Origin of the sequence: Faecalibacterium sp. DFI.5.82 (assembly GCF_029076575.1) — a bacterium.
In the GTDB taxonomy this organism is placed as follows: domain Bacteria; phylum Bacillota; class Clostridia; order Oscillospirales; family Ruminococcaceae; genus Faecalibacterium; species Faecalibacterium duncaniae.
In genome coordinates, this window is sequence record NZ_JARFIS010000009.1 from 125356 (window position 1) to 148143 (window position 22788).

Annotated in this window: 17 protein-coding genes and 2 rRNA genes; 3 read left to right on the forward strand and 16 right to left on the reverse strand. The window is 57.9% G+C overall.

Annotated features, from left to right (window positions below; translation table 11 throughout):
* Window positions 1-21: 21 nt before the first annotated feature.
* The 4 genes from P0G09_RS11695 to P0G09_RS11710 form a co-directional block, all read right to left on the reverse strand.
* Window positions 22-864 carry a transporter substrate-binding domain-containing protein gene (locus P0G09_RS11695; RefSeq protein WP_275252756.1) on the reverse strand — a complete coding sequence of 281 codons (843 nt, stop codon included), beginning with the start codon at window positions 862-864 and terminating at the stop codon, window positions 22-24.
* A gap of 306 nt (window positions 865-1170) precedes the next feature.
* Window positions 1171-2187 (reverse strand): hypothetical protein, encoded by a 1017-nt coding sequence (locus P0G09_RS11700; RefSeq protein WP_275252757.1) that lies wholly within the window; start codon window positions 2185-2187, stop codon window positions 1171-1173.
* Window positions 2188-2389: 202 nt separating this feature from the next.
* A complete protein-coding gene (cls, locus tag P0G09_RS11705) occupies window positions 2390-3919 on the reverse strand; it encodes a cardiolipin synthase (protein ID WP_098922128.1) in 1530 nt (509 codons plus the stop codon).
* Window positions 3920-4072: 153 nt separating this feature from the next.
* Complete coding sequence (locus P0G09_RS11710) at window positions 4073-4912, reverse strand: DegV family protein (RefSeq protein WP_227622816.1); 840 nt, start codon at window positions 4910-4912, stop codon at window positions 4073-4075.
* Window positions 4913-5075: 163 nt separating this feature from the next.
* Between P0G09_RS11710 and P0G09_RS11715 the strand changes: the two genes are divergently transcribed.
* A complete protein-coding gene (locus P0G09_RS11715) occupies window positions 5076-5624 on the forward strand; it encodes a DUF1836 domain-containing protein (RefSeq protein WP_117477426.1) in 549 nt (182 codons plus the stop codon).
* Window positions 5625-5687: 63 nt separating this feature from the next.
* Here the strand turns inward: P0G09_RS11715 and P0G09_RS11720 are convergent, their stop codons facing one another.
* The 3 genes from P0G09_RS11720 to P0G09_RS11730 all read right to left on the reverse strand — a co-directional run bounded on the left by P0G09_RS11720 (window position 5688) and on the right by P0G09_RS11730 (window position 10099).
* Window positions 5688-6476 (reverse strand): MBL fold metallo-hydrolase, encoded by a 789-nt coding sequence (locus P0G09_RS11720; protein ID WP_154277195.1) that lies wholly within the window; start codon window positions 6474-6476, stop codon window positions 5688-5690.
* 94 nt (window positions 6477-6570) lie between these two features.
* Window positions 6571-7854 (reverse strand): UDP-N-acetylglucosamine 1-carboxyvinyltransferase, encoded by a 1284-nt coding sequence (locus P0G09_RS11725; RefSeq protein WP_156065906.1) that lies wholly within the window; start codon window positions 7852-7854, stop codon window positions 6571-6573.
* 238 nt (window positions 7855-8092) lie between these two features.
* Window positions 8093-10099: a fructose-1,6-bisphosphatase gene (locus tag P0G09_RS11730; RefSeq protein ID WP_275252758.1), complete on the reverse strand. Its 2007-nt coding sequence runs from the start codon at window positions 10097-10099 to the stop codon at window positions 8093-8095.
* 134 nt (window positions 10100-10233) lie between these two features.
* Here P0G09_RS11730 and P0G09_RS11735 point away from each other — a divergent pair, with 134 nt between their 5' ends.
* Together P0G09_RS11735 and P0G09_RS11740 are read left to right on the forward strand one after the other, a co-directional pair.
* Window positions 10234-11154 carry a radical SAM protein gene (locus tag P0G09_RS11735; protein WP_275252759.1) on the forward strand — a complete coding sequence of 307 codons (921 nt, stop codon included), beginning with the start codon at window positions 10234-10236 and terminating at the stop codon, window positions 11152-11154.
* Window positions 11155-11545: 391 nt separating this feature from the next.
* Window positions 11546-12634 carry a sugar kinase gene (locus P0G09_RS11740; protein WP_154277198.1) on the forward strand — a complete coding sequence of 363 codons (1089 nt, stop codon included), beginning with the start codon at window positions 11546-11548 and terminating at the stop codon, window positions 12632-12634.
* A 71-nt stretch (window positions 12635-12705) separates the two neighbouring features.
* On the opposite strand, the gene nagZ is transcribed toward P0G09_RS11740, so the two are convergent.
* The 9 genes from nagZ to P0G09_RS11785 form a co-directional block, all read right to left on the reverse strand.
* Window positions 12706-13884 carry a beta-N-acetylhexosaminidase gene (gene nagZ, locus P0G09_RS11745; protein ID WP_275252760.1) on the reverse strand — a complete coding sequence of 393 codons (1179 nt, stop codon included), beginning with the start codon at window positions 13882-13884 and terminating at the stop codon, window positions 12706-12708.
* A 112-nt stretch (window positions 13885-13996) separates the two neighbouring features.
* The gene (locus P0G09_RS11750) at window positions 13997-14791 is read right to left on the reverse strand and encodes an ABC transporter ATP-binding protein (protein WP_156072239.1); all 795 of its coding nucleotides are present in this window, start codon (window positions 14789-14791) and stop codon (window positions 13997-13999) included.
* A complete protein-coding gene (locus P0G09_RS11755; RefSeq protein WP_275252761.1) occupies window positions 14784-15731 on the reverse strand; it encodes an ABC transporter permease in 948 nt (315 codons plus the stop codon). Before P0G09_RS11755 ends, P0G09_RS11750 begins: the two co-directional genes overlap by 8 nt.
* A gap of 163 nt (window positions 15732-15894) precedes the next feature.
* On the reverse strand, window positions 15895-16920 hold the full coding sequence (locus tag P0G09_RS11760; protein ID WP_275252762.1) for an ABC transporter substrate-binding protein: 1026 nt from the start codon (window positions 16918-16920) through the stop codon (window positions 15895-15897).
* 164 nt (window positions 16921-17084) lie between these two features.
* Window positions 17085-17816 (reverse strand): YkgJ family cysteine cluster protein, encoded by a 732-nt coding sequence (locus P0G09_RS11765; protein ID WP_275252763.1) that lies wholly within the window; start codon window positions 17814-17816, stop codon window positions 17085-17087.
* Window positions 17817-17901: 85 nt separating this feature from the next.
* Window positions 17902-18795 carry a D-alanyl-D-alanine carboxypeptidase family protein gene (locus tag P0G09_RS11770; RefSeq protein ID WP_275252764.1) on the reverse strand — a complete coding sequence of 298 codons (894 nt, stop codon included), beginning with the start codon at window positions 18793-18795 and terminating at the stop codon, window positions 17902-17904.
* Window positions 18796-18953: 158 nt separating this feature from the next.
* Window positions 18954-22064, reverse strand: a complete 3111-nt coding sequence (locus P0G09_RS11775; RefSeq protein ID WP_275252765.1) for a hypothetical protein — start codon at window positions 22062-22064, stop codon at window positions 18954-18956.
* A 252-nt stretch (window positions 22065-22316) separates the two neighbouring features.
* Window positions 22317-22433, reverse strand: a 5S ribosomal RNA gene (rrf, locus tag P0G09_RS11780).
* Window positions 22434-22557: 124 nt separating this feature from the next.
* A 23S ribosomal RNA gene (locus P0G09_RS11785) occupies window positions 22558-22788 on the reverse strand; the annotation flags it as partial.

Below are 22788 nucleotides of genomic sequence, written 5' to 3' on the forward strand. Positions count from 1 at the left end.
GGAAGGAGTTTTTCAACAAATTCAGTCAGCCAGTGCCAGATCGTACTGATCGGCCAGTGCCTGCATGGTGCCATCGGCCTTCAGTGCATCAAAGGCCTCATCCACAGCGGCGGCAGCATCACTGCCCTTGCGGAATGCCACGCCGTACTCCTCGGCGTTCAGCTCGTCCACGATCTTCAGGTCGGCATAGTCAGTGCCCTCACCGATCATGGCGTTGGCCAGGGTCAGGTCAAGTACAGCGGCATCGGCAGTGCCTGCGGCAACTTCCATCAGGCAGTCGGTCTGAACGCTCTTGGAAACGTAATCAGCCTGTGCCAGGTTCTCGTCTCCCTCAATGGCGGCCTCACCGGCGGAACCAGCCTCGGCGACCACGGTCTTACCCACCAGGTCAGCGGTAGAGGTATAATCGGTGCCATCTTTCACAACGACCACCTGTGCATTCTTTGCATAAGCCTTGGTGGTAGCGGTGTTCTGCATGATGTCATCGGTCAGGGTCATACCGTTCCAGATGCAGTCGATGCTCTTGGCATCCAGCTCCACGACCTTGGTATCCCAGTTGATCTCCACAAACTCCGGCTCCACGCCCAGCTTTTCGCAGACAGCAGTGGCCAGCTCGGTATCAAAACCGGTAAAGTTGCCATCGGCATCGGTGTAGTTCATGGGCTCGTAAACAGTGTAGCCAATGACCAGCTTGCCCTTGCCCTTGATGTAATCCAGGTCGCTGCCTGCAGCCTGGGATGCGGCAGCACTGCCGGAAGCAGAGGCCGAGGCAGATGCGGCAGTGGAAGTGGAAGCGGCACCGCCGCAGGCGGCAAGGCTCAGTGCCATGGCACCGGCCAGAAATGCGGATACAAGACGTTTCATATACGGTTCCTCCCTCAGTGGCAAGCAGCTTTATTTTATTGCTTTACCATGCTAAATTGCTAAACTGTGGTTATAGAATAACGCGTTTTCTGCCATTTGGCAAGGGGGAAACCTGATTTTTCGCAGTTTGCTCAAATCTTTACTGCTTTACCACGGCAAAGCGGTCATTTTGACAAAACAAAAACGCCGCGTCGGCAGCTGCCAGACGCGGCGAGAGGGTTTCTCTCTGAAAACGCAGCGGAATGCCACCGTTCCCCTATCCGGGAGAGCCGGTGCGCGATTGCGAGACCGAAAAGGGTTTCCTCCTCAGCTCAGGGCATCCAGCGCCGCCTTTTGCAGATCGGTGATGTCAATGGTACACAGAGCCTTCAGGTCGGCATCGCCGCCGGAAAGCCCGGCGATCTCGGTGCGGGTCTTGCCCTTGAGGGCATCGCAGAAGCCCTCGCTGTGCTCATACCACTCCTTGCCCAGCGCCGATGCGCCGCGCATCCCGTAGTCCTCACCCAGCTCCAGCTTGGTCTTGACGAGGTCCGGAGCTGTCACACCGCCGTCCGACACCACCGTCAGGGCCGGCTCGGCCATATCCGCAATGGCGCTGGTCACACGGCGGTCCGCATCGGTGGTCAGTGCCACAATGCTCACATCCACCTGCGCATTCACATCCTTGTCATCGGTGGCGGTAATGTCCGAAGTCCCGTTCACCGCTTCGATGCCCAGCGCGGCCCTGTCGCCCTTGGCGGCACCCAGTGCCCTGGCATTGGCACAGGCCCGGGTCACGGCATCCCGGTAACGGTCCACTGCAATGGTGCAACCGCTCAGCAGGTCGGCATCCGTGGGCTTGCCATCCTTATCCACTTTGAGCATGGAGACCTGTTCCGGGGTCATGCCGATCAGGTAATTGGCAAAGGCATCCGCCTGTTCCGCCCATCCCTTTTTCAGGGAAGAGACCTCGGCCAGCGGGTAATCGACCCCCTTCTGCCGCTTGGTGCGCCAGTCGGTAGGCAGGGTCACATGGCCGGTACTGTCCGCCGAAACAGACACTTCCAGCTCGTCCAGCAGAACACTCTCCAGTTTCCCCTCGCCATCCAACAGGACAGCGGCCGCTGCCAGCTCAATTTTCCCTGCCCTGTCCTGATCGGTGGCCTCTGTCACCACACCCAGACCGGTTTTCCATGCCGCTGTCTGGGTCTGTGCGGAGGATGTTCCGCTGCTTCCGCTCATGCTGCCGGAGCTGCCCGACCCGGCGTTCGTTTTGCCGCAGGCGGTCAGCAGCAGCGCCGCCGCCATGGCACAGCTCCAAAGAGCCCGATGGTTCTGATTCATAGATACGCTCCCTTTCCACACGGCCCATTGGGCCTTTGCCCCATAGTATGTCCAGAAGAGCGTAAGATTACGCAGCCGACGGGAGTTTTCCAAAGCAAGTGTCCGCTGGGGTGGGACCCTGTTGCCGCAGGCAATAGGGCGGGCGATGGAATGGCCCGTTTCACTTGCGTGGAAAAGCTCCCCGCGTGCTGCGCGCAGCCGTTCACATCAACGGGCTCAGCAGCCGCAGCACGCCGTCCAGTGCTGTGCCCGGCAGATTGGTGCGGCAGTCGGACCGCATGATCTCCCGGCACTGCGGCAGGGTGCGCTCCACATCCTTCCGCAGTGCGGCGATCTGGCTGTTATGGAAGAGCAGTGTTCCGCACTCAAAGTGGAGAAACAGGCTCCGGTAATCCATATTGATGCTGCCCACCGCGGCGACACGGTCATCACTGACATAGCACTTGGCGTGGAGGAAACCGGGCGTGAATTCATAAATGCGCACACCCGCCCTGAGCAGGGGCAGATAGTAGGAACGGCTGAGCCGGAACACCAGCTTCTTATCCGGGATCCCAGGCAGGATGAGCCGCACGTCCACCCCGCGCTTGGCCGCACTTTTCAGAGCATCCAGCATCTCCTCGCCCACGGCCAGGTAGGGCGTATAGATATAAACATATCTCTGGGCCTGAGAGAGGATGTCCAGATACACCGTCTCGGCCAGCGGTTCCTCATCCAGCGGGCTGTCCGCGTAGGGCTGCACCACGCCATCCTGCACTGCGGGCAGGCGGGTGGGCGCAAAGGCGGTGTAATCGGTCTCCTGCGGGCGGAAGGCGTTCCATACATTGAGGAACATCACGGTAAAGTTCCAGACAGCGGCGCCCTCCAGCCGGATGGCCGCATCCTTCCAGTAGCCAAAGCGCTGCTCGGCATTGATATACTCATCCGCCAGATTCACGCCGCCGGTGTAGGCCACATTGCCATCAACCACCACGATCTTGCGGTGGTCGCGGTGGTTCATCACCAGCGAGACCAGCGGCACCACCGGGTTGAAAGGGATGCAGCGGATATGCGCCTTCTCCATGCGGATGACAAAATCACTGGGCAGGCCCAGCAGGCTGCCAAAATCATCGTAGATCAGCCGCACATCCACGCCCTGAGCGGCCTTGCGGCGGAGGATCTGCTCCACGCCGTCCCACATTTTGCCGGAACGGAGGATAAAAAATTCCAGAAAGATGAACTTTTCCGCCTTGTCCAGATCTGCCAGCAGCTGGGGATACATCTCCTCCCCGCAGGAAAAGTAGTGAGCAGCGGTATCCCTCCAGGCCGGATACGGCCCGAACTTTGCCACGTAGCGGCTCAGGTTCCGGCTGGAGATATCCAGCGCATCGGTCTGGCCCTCAGGCTGGGCAAGCTCGGTCTGATGGGCCTGTTCCACCTTCTGCATCCGCTCCCGCAGATGCTTGGCGGGGGCCTTGTTGCCAAAAGCCAGATAAAGCGCGCCGCCCAGCAGAGGCAGAAGGCCGATCAGAACGATCCAGCCGATCTTATAAGCACTGTTTTCATCCTTGCGCACCAGATACAGCACGATCAGGATGCTCAGCGCCTTCAGGGCACCGTTCAGCCAGACCCGCCCCGCCGTGAACGACCAGAACGCCCAGAGCAGCCAGAGCACCTGTAAAGCCACCAGCACCACTGTGATCGTGACACGGTTGAAGATGCGGTTAAAAAACTTGACGATAGGCAATCTGAACATGTGGTATCCCTCCCCTGCCGCCCACGGCGATTTTTGATGCTGTTAGTATAGCGCAGAGCGGAAGATTTTGCAAACAAAAAAGCGCCCACAACGGCTTCCCCCGCTATGAGCGCCTATTCAATCGTGGCAGAATTTTTTCCGAGGGTTGTCCGCTTATGCTTCCGCGTCCTCATAACCAACCAGCAGGCCACCCAGCTCTGCATAATAGCTGCACAGACCGCCACATTCGCTGATGTCCACCTTTGCTCCATCAAACACAGCCTTTACCATGTGCTTCAGGCGCTCGGCGGCAGCGGGATTGCCGCAGTGAGAGATATGGAGCCTGCCGTTGGTGTAGCCGTGCTCCTTGAGTTCCAGCACGATGCGCTCCAGCGCACCATGCTCACCACGGGTCTTGCAGAGAACATCCAGCTCTCCGGCCTCACTTGCCTGTCCGATGACCCGGATGCCCAGCATCCGCGCCACAGCAGCAACGGCAGGCTTCACGCGGCCATTGCGGGCCAGATTGGCCAGCGACTCCAGCGAAAAGAGCAGATGGGTGTGCTTGTGGTAGCGGAGCATTTCTTCACAGACCTCGTCAAACTCCTTGCCCTCAGCCAGCAGATCCCGCAGATGCTCGGCCAGCAGGCGCTGCTCCGGGCCGGTGGAAAGGCTGTCCAGCACGAACACCCGCTTGCCGGGGTTCTCCTGCTGGTATTCCTCGGCGGCCAGCTGGGCGGCATTGTAGCTGCCGGACAGAGTGCCCGTGATGGTGATGGCATACACCTCGTCGGCTCCCTCGTAGGCGGCCAGCCAATCGCTGACGTTGGGGCAGGAAGTCGAGGTCTTGCCCTTATAGGTACGCAGGGTCTGGGCCATGCCCAGGGCATCCATTGTGCCGTTGTCCAGATATTCGGCATCGTCGGTGATGATCTTCAGGGGAACGCATTCAAAATCCACGCCCTGCAAGGTGTACAGGCTGGCGGAGGAATCCACAACAATCTTGGTGTTCATAAGCATTTATCTCCATTCCGGCGGCAGAGGATGCCGCAGTTTTTCCTGTTGTTTTGAATCACTATATCAGTTTTTCAAAAACCTGTCAACTGTTTTCTCAAATTATTTCAAAAGTTTTCAATTTCCTGTTGACCACATTTCCAAAACATGGTATACTGTCCGCATGAAATTAGAATCAAACCGCCGCGTTGCGGCCTGCGCCGCAGGGTTTGCCCTGCCCCGGTATGCAGAACTCCCCACCGTAGGGCTTTATCTGGATCAGAGTGTACAGTTTGTCAACGGGTGTTTCCGCACATTTCAGGGGGTGGAGCTCACCGCTTCCATGGTGAGCAACTACGTTAAGAAAGGGATCATCAGCCACCCCATCAAAAAGAAGTATACCCGGGATCAGCTGGCCTGCCTGATCTACATTGTAGTTTCTAAAAATGTCCTGTCCATGGAAAATATCGACAGCCTGTTCAAGATGCAGCGGGCGCATTATACCTCCGCGCAGGCGTATGATACCTTTTGCGATGAGCTGGAGAACTACCTGCCCTATGTGTTCGGCCTGACCAAAAGCTTTTCCGAGCTGGAGCCGGATGTTGATGATGCACGCAAGCTCCTGCGCAGCACCATCATCTCGGCTGTGAACAAGATCTATCTGGACTGCGTTTTCACCGACCTGCGGCAGGAGCAGGCCCTCTGGCCCGATATCCTGCCGGATCTGGCATAACAACAAAAAACGACCCTCTCTGTCACGCTTTGCGAAGCAATGATGGAGAGGGCCATTTTTTTCTTAAAATGTAAGCGTGGGGCTGATCTCATTGCGGCGCTGGGCCTGCACGATGCAGTCCTTTTCCGGCACGACACCTGCCGCACCCAGGGTGTTGAACATGGTCTGCAAAGCAAGCGCCGGGGTGTTGTTCTCCTGCGAGAGATGGCAGAGGGCAAATTTCTTGCATCCCTCCTGGATCAGCTCCAGCAGCTTTGCCGAGCACTCATCGTTGGAGAGGTGGCCCCGGTTGGACTCGATGCGGGAGCGCAGGTAGTAGGGATACCGCCCGCTGCGGAGCATGTGGAGGTCGTAGTTGCTTTCCAGCGCCACCAGGTCACAGCCGCTCAGGGCCTGATGTACCGGCGGGGTCAGGACTCCCAGGTCGGTGGCAATGGTCATGGTCTTGTTGTCCGGGGTGTGGATGCGGTAGCCCACGCAGGGCACGTCGTGGCTGGTGGGGAACATCGTCACGCCGAAATCTCCCACATCCTCTTCCCCGCCGGACAGGGTGCGCAGCTCACAGCTGGCAGGCACGATGCCGTTTGCATCCAGAAAATCCAGCGTATCATCTGCACCGTATACCGGCAGCGGATTCTTTTTGAGGAAGGTGGCCAACCCCTTGACGTGGTCAGAGTGCTCATGGGTGACCAGAATGCCCGCACAATCGCTGATGTTCAGGCCCAGCTCCTTGAGCGCCGCCGAGGTGGTGCGCACGCCCTTTCCCATATCGATGATGATGTACTTTTCCCCCGTGCGCACCACGCTGCAGTTGCCGGAGGAACCAGAGTATAACGAGATGAATTCAGACATTTCAAACCTCAAGAAACGAACCTCTCCGTCGTTGCTTCACAAAAGCTCCCTGTCAGGGGAACTTCTGCGAAGCAGACTGAGAGGTTCTGAATGATCACATTGCCGATTCCAGTGCGGCAGGCATCCGCTCCACCTTGCTGATCTCAGCGCCCAGGCCGCGCAGCTTTTCCACGATGTTCTCATAGCCGCGCTCAATGTGGCCGATCTCCTCGATCTCGCTGGTGCCGTCTGCCATCAGGGCAGCAACGACCATGGCCGCACCGGCACGCAGGTCAGAAGCGCGCAGGGGGGCGGGGTTCAGCTTGTCCACACCCTCAAACACGGCCACCTGACCGTCCACCTGCACCATTGCGCCCATCTTGCGCAGCTCGTCCACATAGCGGAAGCGGTTATCCCACACGCTCTCGGTGATGGTGGAGGTTCCCTTTGCCACGCTGAGCAGCACACCCATCAGGGGCTGCATATCGGTGGGAAAGCCCGGGTGAGGCATGGTATTGATCTTCAGCGGCAGGATATCGCCCTTGCGGGAGACGCGGACGGAATCATCGAATTCCTCCACATCCACACCGGCACGGCGGAGCTTTGCCGTGATGGGTTCCAGATGCTTGGGGGTGACATTTTTGATCAGAACGTCGCCGCCGGTGGCAGCAGCGGCAACCATGTAGCTGCCCGCCTCGATCTGGTCAGGGATGATGCTGTAAGTGCAGCCGTGCATCTTTTCCACGCCGCGCACCTTGATTACATCGGTGCCGGCACCGCGCACATCCGCGCCGCACATATTCAGGAAGTTTGCCAGATCAACAACATGGGGCTCCTTGGCGCAGTTTTCCAGAATGGTCTGGCCCTGTGCCATCACAGCGGAGAGCATACCATTCATGGTAGCGCCCACGCTGACTTTATCAAAGAAGATATGGGCACCGTTCAGTTCCTTGGCACGCACGGTGATCATGCCGTAGTCCACGCTGTCCTCTGCACCCAGTGCGCTGAACACCTTGAGGTGCTGGTCGATGGGGCGGGGGCCCAGATTGCAGCCGCCGGGCATGGCCACCTGTGCCTTGCCAAAGCGGGAGAGCAGCGCACCCAGGAAGTAGTAGCTGGCACGCATCTGGCGGGACAGATCGTCCGGGACGTTGGTGCTGTTCAGGTGGGTGGTGTCGATCTCGTAGGTATTGCGGTTCAGCATCTTGATGCTGGCACCCAGGGTGCTCAGGATCTTCAGGCTGACTGCCACATCACTGATGTCCGGCAGGTTTTCGATCACACAGACATCTGCCGCCAGAATGGTGGCAGGCAGAATGCCCACAGCCGCATTTTTTGCACCGGAAATGGTAACTTCGCCATGCAGGGGCTTGCCGCCCGTAATAACAAACTTTTCCAATTTTATAATCTCCTTGTCGCAGGCCCGCCAGCGGCAGGGCCACTCAGGGTTCTTGCTTGATCTCTCCGCGCACCGCTGGGCACACACCCTCACGATACAACTATCTTATTATACACAACTTCGGGCAAAAAGCAAAGCCCCCTTTTTCCCTGCCCGATTATTTTCTGTTTTGCCCAGAATCTGCGGAGATATTCGATATTTTTGTTTCTTATTTCAAAAATTTTACAATCAGCGCCCCTTACCAGACGCAATCCTCACTGCAGGTCTCCTTGATCCAGCCCAGTTGATAGGCCTTGACCAGCTGCTTCAGGTCGTGTACCCGCTCCCGCAGGGTCTCTCCCTCGTCCGTCTCTTCCACCAGAATGCGGTGGTTCTCCGTTTCCAGTATGTTCTTCTGCGACACGATGTCGATGTTTTCGTTCACGGCCTTTTCAGCACTGACAAAGGGCTGATGGGTCCGCAGGGACATGGTGCGGCTGGAGTACACCAGCGTGTACCCTGCAATGCCGGTCTTTTCATGGTAGGCGCGGCAGAACCCGCCGTCAATGACGACCAGACGGCCCCCGCCCTTGATGGGGCTCTCGCCGCTCTTCTCCCGCACCGGCACATGGCCGTTGACAATGTGGCTGGTGCCGGGCAGGCCAAATTCCGCCAGGATACGGCGGCAGGCGGCCTCTTCATTGTACCATGTATAATAGGGGTCCTTGACTTCCTCATGGGTAGCGGGGTCGGCAATATACAGCCGCTCAAAGGTGGTCATGGCGCTGCGGCCGAACAACGGCGACAGCTTGCCGCACCACAGATACCACAAAAAATCCTGACCGCTCCGCCGGGCCGCGCTGCCCTCGGGAGCAAAGTAGCCGCAGCGCGCCCGCTCGTCACAGTAGTCCATCAAGCCGCGGCCCGAGTAGTTGTGTCCCTCGAACCGCTCCACGGCAAAGCTGCCGTTTTTGGTCATGGGCACCACGCCGTGGTAGAGCAGGTTGCCGTTCTCGATGTGGTAAACGCTGCCCTTGGCATACAAAAATTCCACATGCTGCTGCAAACGCTCGCTCTGCCGGAAGGATTCCACCAGCTTGCGGAGCACCAGCCGCTCATCATCATTCAGGGCGGCGGGGTCTGCCGGGTCCACGGTGGGGAAGCTGGTGTCCCGCAGGGGGTATGTCTGCCCGTTCAGGGTCACTGTTCCCTTTTTCCAATCGATGTGCCGCAGGAAATCCCTTCCCTGCATCTTGAAATCCGGGTTGCGGTCGATGACCTTGCACTCCATCTTGAGCATCAGAATGGTCACGGCCTTGTGCATCACGGCACAGCGGTGGAGCATTCCCTCGGTGTAAGGGCCGCGCGCCGCGTCGGTGTGGGGCATCCAGAGGGTCAGGTCGTCATTTCCGTAGAACTGCTCGGCCATCCGCTGCAGATGCCGCAGGTTGATGCCGTAGCAGTCCTCAAGCATGGCATGGTTGTGGTAGGCCAGTGTCGTTTTGAGCACGGTACAGACGCAGATGGGACTTCCGGCAGCGGCACCCATCCAGACCACGTCATGGTTGCCCCACTGGATATCCACATGGTGGTGGCGCATGAGCCGGTCCAGTATGATATCAGGCCGGGGGCCGCGGTCAAACAGGTCACCCACGATGTGCAGCTTGTCCACAGCCAGCCGCTTGATGAGCTCACACAGCCGGACGATGAACCGGTCGGCACGGCCATTTTCGATGATGCTGCCCACGATCTGCCCATAATAAAGGTCCTTGTCGTGGTCCTCAAAGTGGGCATGGAGCAGCTCATCCAGAATATACCCGCAGCTGGACGGCAGGCAGGAGCGCACATGCTCCCGGGTATGCTTGGAGGACACCAACCGGCAAATATCAATGAGCTGAAGCAGGGTCTCTGTGTACCAGTGGTCAAGCGCTTCTTCATCCGCGCACTCGGCTTTGAGCTGGGGCAGCTTCTCGTTGGGGTAATAGATGAGCGTTGCCAGCTCTGCACGGGTCTGTTCCGGCACACTCTCCCCCAGCACGATATCCACCTTTTCCCGGATGACACCCGAAGCCGAGTTCAGGATGTGGACAAAGGCCTCGTTTTCACCGTGCAGGTCGCTCATAAAATGCTCGGTGCCTTTGGGCAGCTTGAGCAGGGCCTGAGTGCTGATGATCTCACTGGCAGCGGCTGCCTGCGAGGGGTAATCCCGTGCCAGCAGGGAGAGATATTTCAAATGATCCCGGATCTCCTCGTTTTCGGTGCGCATGACATCCTCCGTCTGACATGTAGTATTTTTGCATGATATATAATATTCTATCATAGTATACCACATTCCATGTCATAAATGGTATAATAAACAAGAGTAATTCTGTCAAATCTTTTGCAAAGGACTTGGATATTATGCCCAAAACCATTTCTGTTGCCGTGCCGGAAGCCTGCACTCTCTGCCCCCGGCAGTGCAAAGCCGACCGGGCCGCCGGGCAGACGGGCTTCTGCGGGGCGGGCCGTACCCTGAAAGCGGCCCGCGCTGCCCTGCATTTCTGGGAGGAGCCCTGCATCAGCGGCACCCGGGGCAGCGGCACGGTGTTTTTCTCCGGCTGCACCCTCAAGTGCTGCTTCTGCCAGAACTACCCCATCAGCGCCGAGGGGCTGGGCAGGGAGATCACCGTGGAGCGCCTGGCCGAGATCTTTCTGGACCTGCAGGCGCAGGGAGCCCACAACATCAACCTTGTCACGCCTGGGCAGTGGCGGCCCTGGATCATCGCCGCCCTCGACCTGGCCCGGGCGCAGGGGCTGCATCTGCCCATCGTCTGCAACACCGGCGGCTACGAGACCGTGGAGAGCGTGCACGCCTGGCGCGGTTTCATCGACATCTGGCTGGCCGACCTGAAATATGTTTCCCCTGCCCTTTCGGCAGAGCTTTCCGCCGCGCCGGACTATTTTGCACAGGCCAGGCCCGCCATTGAAGCCATGATGTCTCAGGCCGGGCACCCTGTTTTTGACAGCGAGGGCATCCTGCAGCGGGGCGTGATCCTGCGCCACCTTGCCCTGCCTGGCCATGTGGACGACAGCTTTGCCGTGCTCGATCAGATGGCGGCTTGGAACAAGGCCGACCCCGGGTGCTTCCTGCCCAGCGTGATGAGCCAGTACACCCCCTTCTATCAGGCGGCAGACCACGGCATCGGGCGGCGCATCACCACCTACGAATACCGCCGGGTGGTCAACTACGCCATGGATCTGGGCCTCAGCTCTGGCTATATGCAGCAGAAAAGCAGTGCAAAGGAAGAGTATACGCCCAGCTTTGACCTGACGGGGGTGTGAACCCCACCGTCATCCCTGCGGGATGCCACCGTACGGGTTGCGGCACCCAGCGTCCGCTTCGTGCAAAGTTTTGCACTTGCGTCCTGCTGGCCGCTGCCCCAACAACTCCTCCCTGCTTCCGCCACTGGCGGCGGTCGTCGTTGTTGCCTACTAGGGGCGGCCTTGGCAAAACCATAAGGCTTTATGCAATGCCAAGGGCCCCACTATTAGGGGGGCTGTCACCGCAGGTGACTGAGGGGTTCTTTCGTCAAAACAACCAAAATTTCTTTTTCTTTTTCTCTCGGCCGAAACAGCATTTGCTTGCTATCCGGTACGCAGTGCGGTATAATGGATACAACAATGTGTTCTCACATGAAATGGATCCCAGAAACGACTTTTTAGGAGGAGCGTTATGGAACACTACAATCCCATCCTCGGCAGCGAGCCCAACGGCCAGAAATTTATCACCTGCGGCGAGATCATGCTCCGTCTGACCCCGCCGAACTACGAAAAGATCCGCATGGCATCCAGCTTTGAAGCCAGCTACGGCGGCAGCGAGGCCAACATTGCACTGGCCCTGGCCAACCTGGGTGTGGACAGCACCTTCTTCAGCGTAGTGCCCAACAACAGCCTGGGCAAGAGCGCGGTGCGCTGGCTGCGCTCCAACGATGTGCATTGCACCCCCATGATCCTGACCGAGCCCAACGAGACCCCCTCCAACCGGCTGGGTACTTATTATCTGGAGACCGGATACGGCATCCGCGCTTCCAAGGTCATCTACGACCGCAAGCACAGTGCCATTACCGAGTATGACTTCTCTCAGGTCGATCTGGACGCTCTGCTGGACGGCTACGACTGGCTGCACCTGAGCGGCATTACCCCGGCACTGGGCCCCAACTGCCGCGGCCTCATCATCGATATGCTCAAGGTGGCCAAAAAGAAGGGCCTGACCGTCAGCTTTGACGGCAACTTCCGCTCTACCCTGTGGAGCTGGGAGGAAGCCCGCGATTTCTGCACCGAGTGCCTGCCTTACGTTGACGTTCTGCTGGGCATTGAGCCCTACCACCTGTGGAAGGACGACAACGATCACAGCAAGGGCGACTGGAAGGACGGCGTGCCCCTGCAGCCCAGCTATGAGCAGCAGGACGAGATCTTCCAGCATTTCATTGCCCGCTATCCCAACCTCAAGTGCATTGCCCGCCATGTGCGCTATGCCCACAGCGGCAGCGAGAACAGCCTCAAGGCCTTTATGTGGTACGACGGCCACACCTTTGAGAGCAAGCTCTACACCTTTAATATTCTGGACCGCGTGGGCGGCGGCGATGCCTTTGCCAGCGGCCTGATCTACGCCATGCTCCACGACTACCGCGCCATGGACATGATCAACTTTGCCGTGGCAAGCAGCGCCATCAAGCATACCATCCACGGCGATGCCAACATCACCGATGATGTCAGCTCCATCCGCAACCTGATGAACATGAACTACGACATCAAGCGGTAACATTCCTTTATACGCAAAGATCCCCTCCGGTACGCGCACACCGGAGGGGATCTTTTTATTATGCTTCAATCTTACAGAAACACATCCAGCATCTTTTCCAGCGGGGTGCGGGTGTCAAGCTCCAACCCGGCTTTCTGTTTCAGCATCAGGATGCGGCGGACGCTCTCGTTGAGGCGTTCCTCGCTGATGGTTCCATTCTGCACAGCCTCCAGTATACCGTCAAAGGCTTCCGGCAGGTCGGGCGGCATCAGCAGAAGATCTGCCCCGGCGTTCAGCGCCGCTACAGCCGCTTCTGCTGCAGAATAGTGGTCACGAATGGCTTGCATGGACAGCGAATCGGTGCAGATGACCCCAGTAAAGCCCAGCTCCCCCCGCAGACGCTCGGTCAGCATAGTGTAGGAGAGCGACGCAGGCAGGCCGTCCTGCGTTGCATTGGGGGTGGTGATGTGGGCGGTCATTACTACGTCGGCCCCAGCTGCGATTCCAGCCGCAAAAGGCTTCAGCTCCGTCTCCCGCATCTCTGCCCAAGTCTTGGTGCTGCTGGCCGTGCCGTAGTGGCTGTCCTCTGCGGTATCTCCGTGGCCCGGGAAATGCTTGAGTGTACAGAGTATGCCCGCATCGTGAAACCCTTGTACAGCGGAGGCCACCATCTGTGCCGCCACTGCCGGATCCGACGAAAATGCTCGGTTCCCGATCACGGTATTGGCCGGATTGGTGTTCACATCTGCCACTGGAGCAAAGTCAAGATTCAGGCCGTAGGTTTTGAGGTAGCCTCCGATGACCTGCCCCATGGCACGGGCATTGGCCGGGTCCCCTGTTGTACCTACTGCCTGGGCACTCTGGTATCGGGGCAGATCAAAGCCGGAAGCATTGGCCAACCGGGCCACGCTGCCGCCCTCCTCGTCCACGGCGGTCAACAGACCGGTCCCGGATGCTGCCTGAAAATCTGCCAGAAGCTTTTTCAACTGCTCCGGACTTTTCACATTCTGCCGAAACACCACAATGCCGCCCACCGGATACTTTTTCAGCCCCTGCCGTTCTGCCCAGGTCAGCCTTGTGCTATCAGACTGTCCACTGGGGTCCAGTGCTTCGACCCGCACCACGAACAGCTGCCCCACCTTTTCCCGCAGAGACATGGCAGCAAGCCGTTCCTCTACCGGGTCAATCTGGGCTGCTGCCGAGACCGTTCCCGTCAGCAGCAGAGCCGCAGACAACAGCACAGCAGCTGCCCGCCGGATGATTTTTCGCACGAGAGACACCTCCTCTTTCTCTCAGTGTAGCACACCCTGCAAAGGTGCACAAGATGCAAAGATCCCCTCCGGTACGCGCACACCGGAGGGGATTTTCCATATCAGAAATGCATCAGGAAAGGATCATGCGGTCGTTGGCGAACTCGCCGCCGGACGCGATCTGGAACTTGGCCAGCAGGTCGGAGACGTGCAGGTTCTTCTTCTCTTCCCCGGAGACATCATAGATGATGTGGCCCTCGTGCATCATGATCAGGCGGTTGCCGTACTTGATGGCATCCTTCATGTTGTGGGTGATCATCATGGTGGTCAGGTGGTTCTCCTCCACGATCTTGGCCGAGAGGGTCAGCACCTTGAGCGCCGTCTTGGGGTCCAGAGCGGCGGTGTGCTCATCCAGCAGCAGGAGCTTGGGCTTGTTCATGGTAGCCATAAGCAGGGTCAGTGCCTGACGCTGACCGCCGGACAGCAGGCCCACGCGGGCGGTCAGGCGGTCCTCCAGGCCCAGGTCCAGGCTCTTGAGCAGTTCACGGTAGCGCTCCCGTTCGGCCTTGGTGATACCGATCCTCAGACCGCGGCGCTTACCGCGCCGGGCGGCCAGGGCAAGGTTCTCCTCGATCTGCATGGTGGCGGCGGTGCCGGTCATGGGATCCTGGAACACGCGGCCGATGTAGGCGGCGCGCTGGTGCTCCCCCAGTTTGGTCACGTCGGTGCCGTCAATGATGATCTTGCCGCTGTCCACGGGCCACACACCGGCCACAGCGTTCAGCATGGTGGATTTGCCCGCACCGTTGCCGCCGATGACGGTGACAAAATCACCTTCGTTCAATTTCAGGTTCAGACCGTTCAGGGCCGTTTTCTCATTGACGGTACCGGCGTTGAAGGTCTTGGAAACATTCTGGATCTCAAGCATTTTTTGCATCCTCCTTCTGTGCCTTCTTTGCCGCGGGCTTTGCGAAGTACTTGCTCTTCCAATAGGGCACGGCCAGGAACACGGCCACCACGGAGGCGCTCAGCAGCTTGAGCAGGTTTGCGTCAAAGCCGAGGGTCAGCACCAGCTGGATAACGATGTAGTAGATGATGGCACCCAGCGAAACGGACACCAGCTTGAGGGCAAAGTTGTGGAAGATGCGGCTGAACAGGGCCTCGCCGATGATGACAGCGGCCAGACCGATGACGATGGCACCACGGCCCATGCTGACATCGGCAAAGCCCTGATACTGGCTCAGCAGTGCGCCAGACAGGGCCACCAGACCGTTGGAGACCGCCAGACCCAGCACCACATTGAAGCTGGTGTTGATGCCCTGGGCGCGGCTCATGGCGGGGTTGGAACCGGTGGCGCGGATGCCGCAGCCCAGCTCGGTGCCAAAGAACCAGTACAGCACACCGATGACCACAGCGCTGACCAGAATGACCATGATGATGGGGTTGTGCAGGGCAAACTCCTTGACCCAGCGCAGGGAGATGAGCAGGTCGTACTTGTCCACGTTGATGGACTGGTTGGCCTTGCCCATGATCTTCAGGTTGATGGAGTAGAGGGCCAGCTGGGTCAGAATACCAGCCAGAATGGCCGGAATGCCCATAAAGGTGTGGAGCAGGCCGGTGACAAGGCCGGTGGCCAGACCGGCCAGCAGGGCGATGAAGAGCGCTGCCCAGACGTTCATGCCGGAGAGCAGGCACATAACGCAGACCGCGCCGCCGGTGCCAAAGGAACCGTCTACGGTCAGGTCAGCCACATCCAGGATGCGGTAGGTCAGGTACACACCAATGGCCATGATACCCCAGATGAGGCCCTGCGCACAGGCACCGGGCAAGGCACCGGGCAGGTTGGCAAGTCTTGCAAGAATATCCAAAACGTTTTCCTCCTGTAACTACACTTTTTTCTGATACGGGAAAGCGGAGAAGAACAAAAATTCGCTCTTCTCCGCTGATTTTATTGTAAAGTCTCTTCGTTACTGCAGCGTGAACTCTGCGTCCCTATCAGGGGAGCTTTCTGCAAAACAGACTGAGCGCCTGTTATTCCTCAATGGCCTCGTAACCCTCGGGAACGGTCATGCCCAGGTCATCGCAGATGGTCTTGTTGTACTTCTTGGTCACGTTGGTGTACTCAACGGGCATGGTGGAGATATCGGCCTCACCGGTCAGAACCTTGGCAGCCATCTCACCGGTGGTGTAGCCCAGATCGTAGTAGCTGATGGACAGGGTCGCCACGCCGCAGCCGGAGCAGATGCCCTCCTCACCGGCGAACACGGGCTTCTTGGCCGGGCGGCAGATGCCGTCGATGATGCCGGTGTTGGCAGCGCAGGTGTTGTCGGTGGGGACATACACTGCGTCGTTCTCGTCGGCAGCCTTCTGGCAGACAGAAGCCAGATCGTTGGAATCAGAGAAAGCGTACTGGGTGGCGGTAACGCCCTTGGCCTCCAGGTACTTCTGGACCTCGTCTACCTGATACTGGCTGTTTGCCTCGGCAGAGCAGTAGAGCAGGCCCACCTTGGTGGCCTCGGGCAGCCACTCGGTGATCATATCCGCCTGCTGATCCAGCGGAGCCAGATCAGAGGTGCCGGAGACATTACCGCCCACGGTGCCATCGAAATCGGTCAGGCCCAGAGCAACACCGTACTCGGTGACGGAAGTGCCCAGAATGGGGATGCTGTCGGTGGCAGCCTGTGCGGCCTGCAGGGCGGGGGTAGCGTTTGCCATGATCAGGTCAACGCCTGCGGAAACAAAGCCGTTGGCGATGGTGGCGCAGGTTGCGGAATCGTTCTGGGCGTTCTGGAAGTCAAAGGTGACATTCTCGCCGAACTGTGCGGTCAGAGCATCCTCAAAACCCTGGGTGGCAGCGTCCAGAGCGGCGTGCTCCACCAGCTGGCAGATGCCAACGGTATACTTCTGGCCGTCAGCCACTGCGGAAGAAGCCGCAGCAGAGGAAGCGGTGGAAGAAGCAGCCGTGGAGCTGGAGGAACCGCCGCAGGCAGTCAGGGCAGCAGCTGCGCCGCAGACAGCGGCGGCAGACAGGAACGAACGACGAGAAATTTTACGCATGATATTACTCCCTCAATTCTACTTTCGCGGCAACAGGACACCGCATGAAAGTCAGTATTCAAGCGGCCTGTCGCATCGCGCTGCCGCTTTACACTCGTGAAGTATATCACACTTTCCGCTCTAAAACAACCAGGAAACAGCCTGAATTATCAATCAAAGTAATTTTATCTATCACTTTTTTCGATTGTTCTGTGCCGCATCTGCATTCCTTCGAGCTTTTTCAGCTCACCGTCCAGCCAGAGCAGATTTTCTTCCAGCTGGGGGCGGTACTCTTTTGCAAAGTCGTACCGGTAATACAGCGCCTGCCACAGCTTTTCCTGCATCCGCCGGGCAAACACCGGCTCAAACAGAGCCTCCAGCCGCTCCACGGTATCTTCCAACTCCATGCACACCTGCGCCCAGCGCACATCGGTGGCCTCCCGGGCGGGCACATCGTAACGGGCCAGATAATCCCCCACCCTTGCCGCAATGACCTGCCCGCCGCACTGGGTGGGCTGCAAAAAGTAGGATACCTGACCGTCCTTCGTGATCTCCTGCGCCAGCGGGTAAAGAGCGCAGACCAGCGGCTCGGCATCGTGGATGGCGCAGTGGTTCCCGGTGAGGAAGGGGCAGTTGCCGCGCTCCTCCTTCAGCGGGGCCAGCCGCAGCACCGGCAGGCGGCTGACCCGCCCGATGCTTCCCCGGCAGAACGCCCGGGCCACGGTGCGGGGCGGCAGGCGCAGGCGGGCCGCAATGCGCCACAGGTCAAAGCCCGACAGCACGATATCCTCCCGCCCCCGGCAGCAGCCGCCGCAGCCCGCGCAGGCAAACGAAAACGCCTCGTCCCGGGCAAGCAGGGGCGCGGTGCGGGTAAAATCGGTGCGGCCGCAGAGATCGACCTGTGAATCCTTGAGCATGATGGTTCTCCTGTTCTGTGAATGGTTTTGTTCCATTGTACCACAAAGCCGGGCACAGAAAAAGGGAGCGCATCCGCTCCCCTGTTCAGGACCCCCGGCTCACACGGCGGTAGACCGTTACGGCATCCTCGATGTGGTAGGGCGCGGTGCTGTGGTTTCCCCCTGCCCCGGCCGTGACCAGAATGTATTCCCTGCCCTTCACCTCGGCCAGACTGGCAAGGCAGAGCCCTGCCTCCCCGGTGTAACCGGTCTTACCGCCCAGGATCCGGCCACTGTGCAGCTCTGTGCCGTCCAGCTGGCTCAGCAGGGTGCTGTGCATCGTGAACCCCTGCGGGTGGCAGTTGGTGGCCGGAACAGTATACCGCTCCGTGGTAAACAGCTTGCGGAAGGTCTCGTTCTGCAGGGCTGCTTCTGTCAGCCGGGCCATATCCCGCGCGGTGGAAACATGTTCTGGGTCGTGCAGACCGGTGGGGTTGCAGAAATGTGTGCCAGTCATCCCCAGCTCTGCTGCTTTCTGGTTCATCCGGGCCGCAAAGGCTTCCTCGCTGCCGCTCACCTCCCGGACCAGCGCTTCGCAGCACTCGGCCCCCGAGGGCAGCATGGCCCCGTACAGCAGATCCCGCACCGTGGCCGTTTCCCCGGCCTGAAACCCCGCCAGCGAGGCATTCTGGGCCTGCAGAGCCGGAAAGATCTCCTCGGGCAGGGTCACGGGCGTGTCGAGGTCCGGGTTTGCTTCTATGGCCAGCAACGCCGTCATCACCTTGGTCATGGAAGCCGGATAGATCGTGCTGTCGGCATCCTTTTCGGCCAGCACCTCTCCGCTGTCGGCCCGCAGTAAAATGGCATGAGGACTGTTCAGCCCATCCAGCGTGACCCGCCGGGGCCACAGCAGCAGAAGCAGGGTCGCCAGCACCAGCAGCCAGAACAGCCGCCGGAAGGCTCTGCGCCGGTGCTTCCGGCGGCGCGGTGAAGTTTTCATTCTCGTTCTCATCCTTTTTTGCAAAATCAAAAGCGCTTTCATCCCTTAATACGGGACGAGAGCGCATTTTTCTGCAAAAAGTGGGGCCGCCCCACAAAAATTTGTGCAGCGGCCCCAAGCCAGTTCAATATTTTATTACGTCATCTACAAGAACGTGTTCAGTGCTGTGCCTTATGGAACATACTCTTGCGCTTACGCTCCAGCAGATAACCGGCAGCCAGCAGAACACCGCCTGCACGCACCAGAACATCTGCCATCCAGTTGGTGGTACCGGTCTGGATCAGCTTGCCGCTCTCCGGGCGGGCATCCTGTACCGGCGGGTTCACGGGAGTCTCCGGGGCGGGCGTGGTCTTAGCGACTGCCTGCTCCACGGCGGGAGTGGTGGGCCGTGCATCCTGCACTGCCGGGGTGGTCGGCGTAGTGGGAGCCGGAGGAGTAGGATCGGAGTCCTCAGGCGTTTCCGGTTTCGGGTTCGTGGGGATCACAGGGTCGGTCACTTCCCGCAGAGCGCCGTAAATGGTCACGGTGTACCGTGCGGAGTCGGTGCCGTCGATGTTCTCGCCGGTGACCTTCACGTTGGAATCCGGGCCAAAGGCATCCAGCACGCCCGCTGCTGCAGTGGTGTTGGGGTTGTTCTGGCTCTCATAGCCCCAGACGATGGTATAGGTCTTGCCCTCATACTCGTACTCGGTGCCATAGACCATGTCATAAGCGTTGGGGGCACCATCTGCCTGCTTTTCGTAGTTGCCCCAGATGAGCTTGGTGTTGCCCTCTGCATCGGTGGTCTTGGTGAAGTTCAGGCTCTTACCGTTCACCACCATATCCCGCAGAATAACGACCTGATCGCCATTCTCAGCGGTCTGATAGGCAGTGTCGAAATTGTATCCGGCCTGCTTCAGCTCTTCCAGCGCCTTGCCGATGATCTCCGGGTCATGGGAACCGTCCACATCCAGCATATAGTTCAGTGCGGCGGCGGGCACCCACACAGAGAGATACTGCTTCCCGGTCTCCTTGTTCAGGTCAGAGAGGTAGGTATAGGTCTGGCCTTTATAGGAAAGGGCATCGAAGTTTGCGTGGGCATCATCCTTGGTCAGCAGGAAATTGGTCAGCTTGTCGCCCTGCTCGTTCTCCGGCCACAGGGTGTTGTCGGCCTTGTAATCATAGGTCAGCGTGCCACCGGTAACGATGAGTTTTTGGCCCACAGTTGGTATCTTTTTTATCGAGGGGTTAAGGGTAATCGTTGTTGCTTCCACATGGGAATTGTTTTTGATGCGGATGGTGCTGTTATCACCGTAAGCAAACAGTCCTGCCTTGTCGTATTTTCCCCTCACAAGAACAGTACCATTATCCACGACCAGTTTAGCATTCTTGCCCAGACCAACTGCCGTATAGGAATTCTCCATATCGGAAATTAGCTGTCCATTGTCATCAACCAGAATTTCATGTCCCCGGGCAGAGGTTGCCTGAATCCCCCAGTTACCCCGCGTACCGCCTGTCAGATGATATCGGCTGTTTCCGGTCACACGCAGTTTCAGGCCCTTACCATCACTGCCGCCCAGAGCATACATTGCCTGATGGGTGTTCTTGGAGGTCACAACGCTGTTGTTTGCGATTTCAACCTTCTGGAAACCGGCGTAAATTCCACGGTTTGCATCGATATCCACCGTGCTGTCGTTCACCGTCAGATTGCCGGTCCCGCCACGCTCATTATAAATGCCCCAGGTTCCCGCATCCGGGTTTTCAGAAGTAACTTTGATTTCGGCCTCTGTGCCATTTTTAAAGGTGATATTACTGTCACCGTGGGCGGCAATGCCATAGCCTGCGGCATTCGGGGTTTCCGGGGTAATATTGATATCGACTTCTGCATTGTCGAACGTGATGTCCCCGGCAGATTTGAGTACATTTCCCTCTTTATCTTTTCCGGCACCTTCATAGTCAATGCCGAAGCTGCTGCCAGCAATATTCAGCGCGCTATCCTCCACAGTCAGGCTTGCATCCGAACCTTGGTGGCCGTAAATACCGGTTGTAGCATCACTGATCTCCAGCGTACTGCCATCCTCGACTGTGATATCATCCCAGCTGGCAATGCCAATACCGGTATGTGACGCTTGCTTTGCATTGTCTTCCACACCGTCTATCGTTAAGGAAGAGCCGCCGGAGATGGTCAAATCACCATGCTGGGTCACACCACGGCCAGCCTGCGTAGAACCAGAGGTTTTTGTCTCCTCAATGGTCACGTTCGCCCCGTCTGTGATTTCCACGTCCGAGCCATCTGCCATTACCAGACCGCCTGTGGTATCACTGATGGTCAGCGAACCACCCGCAGAGCTTTCCGTTTCTTCTGTGTCTGTTTCCGCAGTTTCGGTCTTTTCTACACCGCCGCTGATGGTCAGGTTCGTTTCTGCACCCGCACTGGTGCCCGAACCGTCACTTGCACCGCCATCACCCACACGGATACCCTCGACATTGACATTCTTTGTAAGGATACCCTCTTTCTCGTTTTCAATTGCCTTGGAGCCATCAATGGCATTCTCGCCCTTCAGGGTAAGGTCCACATTGGAATTGTCCTGTACGTTGATACCCGCCTTACCGTTTTGTGTCAGGTTAATTTGGGTATTATCCAGCGTCAGGTCAACGTTAGCTCCTTTGTTATCATCTTTGTCATCCAGATTCACGCCGATATCGATACCATGGCCGCCGGTGGTCAGGTTGGAATCCTTGACTGTCAGGTCAACATCTGCACCCTCGCCCACCTTGATGATGGTTTTATCCCCTGTGTTCCCGGTATCCGTGGCTACTTCAGTCGGGGTGCTGGTGGTATCCACATTCACACTGTCAACCACGATGGTTGCATCTTTCACACCTTCTTTGACCGTGATGGTGTTTCCAGTTGTGGTCTCAGACGTGGAACTGTTCTCTGTGTTGTCGGCAGAAGCATCGGTGGATTGTGTGGCATTATCCGTCGGTGTGGTTTTCTCTGTACCATTGTCGGAGTTATCAGTGGATGGCGGGACTACTTCTGGCGCGTTGCCGTCCTTGACGTAGATCGTACCATCGCCAGTTTCCGCTTTATCCTCATTGACGTAGGTGCGGTTTTCGCCCTGATCCTCACCCTGATAACTGTACGCGCCGCGTTCCACATCCTTGTCAACAGTTACACTGCCATCGCCCAGATAATACGTCACCGCAGAAGCACTGGGGCCAACCGTGCTCACTGCAACCGCAGTGGCCAGCGACATTGCTGCCAACTTGAATTTCTTGTTTGTCATTTTTCTTCTGCTCCTTTCCAGTTCATGCTTACATGATCGAAAAGTGGTGGTCAAACAGCAGGCCGATCCTTTGTCAACTGTTTTTTGCATGGGAACGCGTTTCTCCCAAAAGCGTTTCCAGCCTTATGATAGCACACCGTACGAAAAAATCAGGCAGAAATAGAAACCTTTGGCAATTTCTTTGCCGTGAAAGAAAGTACCGCACAAAAACAACAAACCCCCAAGGAATTTCTTCCTCAGGGGTTTTGTTTAAGTCGGCGACTACCTATTTTCACGCGCCGTTTCCAGCGAACTATCTTGGGCACGAGTGAGCTTAACTTCTGTGTTCGGAATGGGAACAGGTGGAACCTCACCGTCATCGTCACCGACCAATATGACTGGTTCAGTATAACATTTCTGTTTTACTTTGTCCAGTGTTTCTTGAAGGACGTGCCTTCAAAACTGAATAATCACTGCTCACATTTTGTCATTGACTTGAGAATTCAAGCGAATTGTGGTCAAGCCCTCGATCTATTAGTACACACTTGCTGAATGGATCACTCCACTTACACATCGTGCCTATCAACCTCGTAGTCTACAAGGGATCTTACCTGATTGAATCAGTGGGATATCTTATCTTTGGGTCGGCTTCACGCTTAGATGCTTTCAGCGTTTATCCGATCCGTACGTAGTTGCCCAGCTATGCTCCTGGCGGAACAACTGGTGCGCCAGAGGTACGTCCGTC

What these genes read in the sequence shown, in the direction of transcription:
- P0G09_RS11760 (WP_275252762.1), bottom strand. Translation starts at nt 16,920, where the DNA reads ATGCGTAAAATTTCTCGTCGTTCGTTCCTGTCTGCCGCCGCTGTCTGC.
- P0G09_RS11695 (WP_275252756.1), bottom strand. Translation starts at nt 864, where the DNA reads ATGAAACGTCTTGTATCCGCATTTCTGGCCGGTGCCATGGCACTGAGC.
- P0G09_RS11710 (WP_227622816.1), bottom strand. Translation starts at nt 4,912, where the DNA reads ATGAACACCAAGATTGTTGTGGATTCCTCCGCCAGCCTGTACACCTTG.
- P0G09_RS11730 (WP_275252758.1), bottom strand. Translation starts at nt 10,099, where the DNA reads ATGCGCACCGAAAACGAGGAGATCCGGGATCATTTGAAATATCTCTCC.
- P0G09_RS11720 (WP_154277195.1), bottom strand. Translation starts at nt 6,476, where the DNA reads ATGTCTGAATTCATCTCGTTATACTCTGGTTCCTCCGGCAACTGCAGC.
- P0G09_RS11735 (WP_275252759.1), top strand. Translation starts at nt 10,234, where the DNA reads ATGCCCAAAACCATTTCTGTTGCCGTGCCGGAAGCCTGCACTCTCTGC.
- P0G09_RS11750 (WP_156072239.1), bottom strand. Translation starts at nt 14,791, where the DNA reads ATGCTTGAGATCCAGAATGTTTCCAAGACCTTCAACGCCGGTACCGTC.
- P0G09_RS11770 (WP_275252764.1), bottom strand. Translation starts at nt 18,795, where the DNA reads ATGAAAACTTCACCGCGCCGCCGGAAGCACCGGCGCAGAGCCTTCCGG.
- P0G09_RS11765 (WP_275252763.1), bottom strand. Translation starts at nt 17,816, where the DNA reads ATGCTCAAGGATTCACAGGTCGATCTCTGCGGCCGCACCGATTTTACC.
- P0G09_RS11715 (WP_117477426.1), top strand. Translation starts at nt 5,076, where the DNA reads ATGAAATTAGAATCAAACCGCCGCGTTGCGGCCTGCGCCGCAGGGTTT.
- P0G09_RS11775 (WP_275252765.1), bottom strand. Translation starts at nt 22,064, where the DNA reads ATGACAAACAAGAAATTCAAGTTGGCAGCAATGTCGCTGGCCACTGCG.
- P0G09_RS11740 (WP_154277198.1), top strand. Translation starts at nt 11,546, where the DNA reads ATGGAACACTACAATCCCATCCTCGGCAGCGAGCCCAACGGCCAGAAA.
- P0G09_RS11700 (WP_275252757.1), bottom strand. Translation starts at nt 2,187, where the DNA reads ATGAATCAGAACCATCGGGCTCTTTGGAGCTGTGCCATGGCGGCGGCG.
- cls (WP_098922128.1), bottom strand. Translation starts at nt 3,919, where the DNA reads ATGTTCAGATTGCCTATCGTCAAGTTTTTTAACCGCATCTTCAACCGT.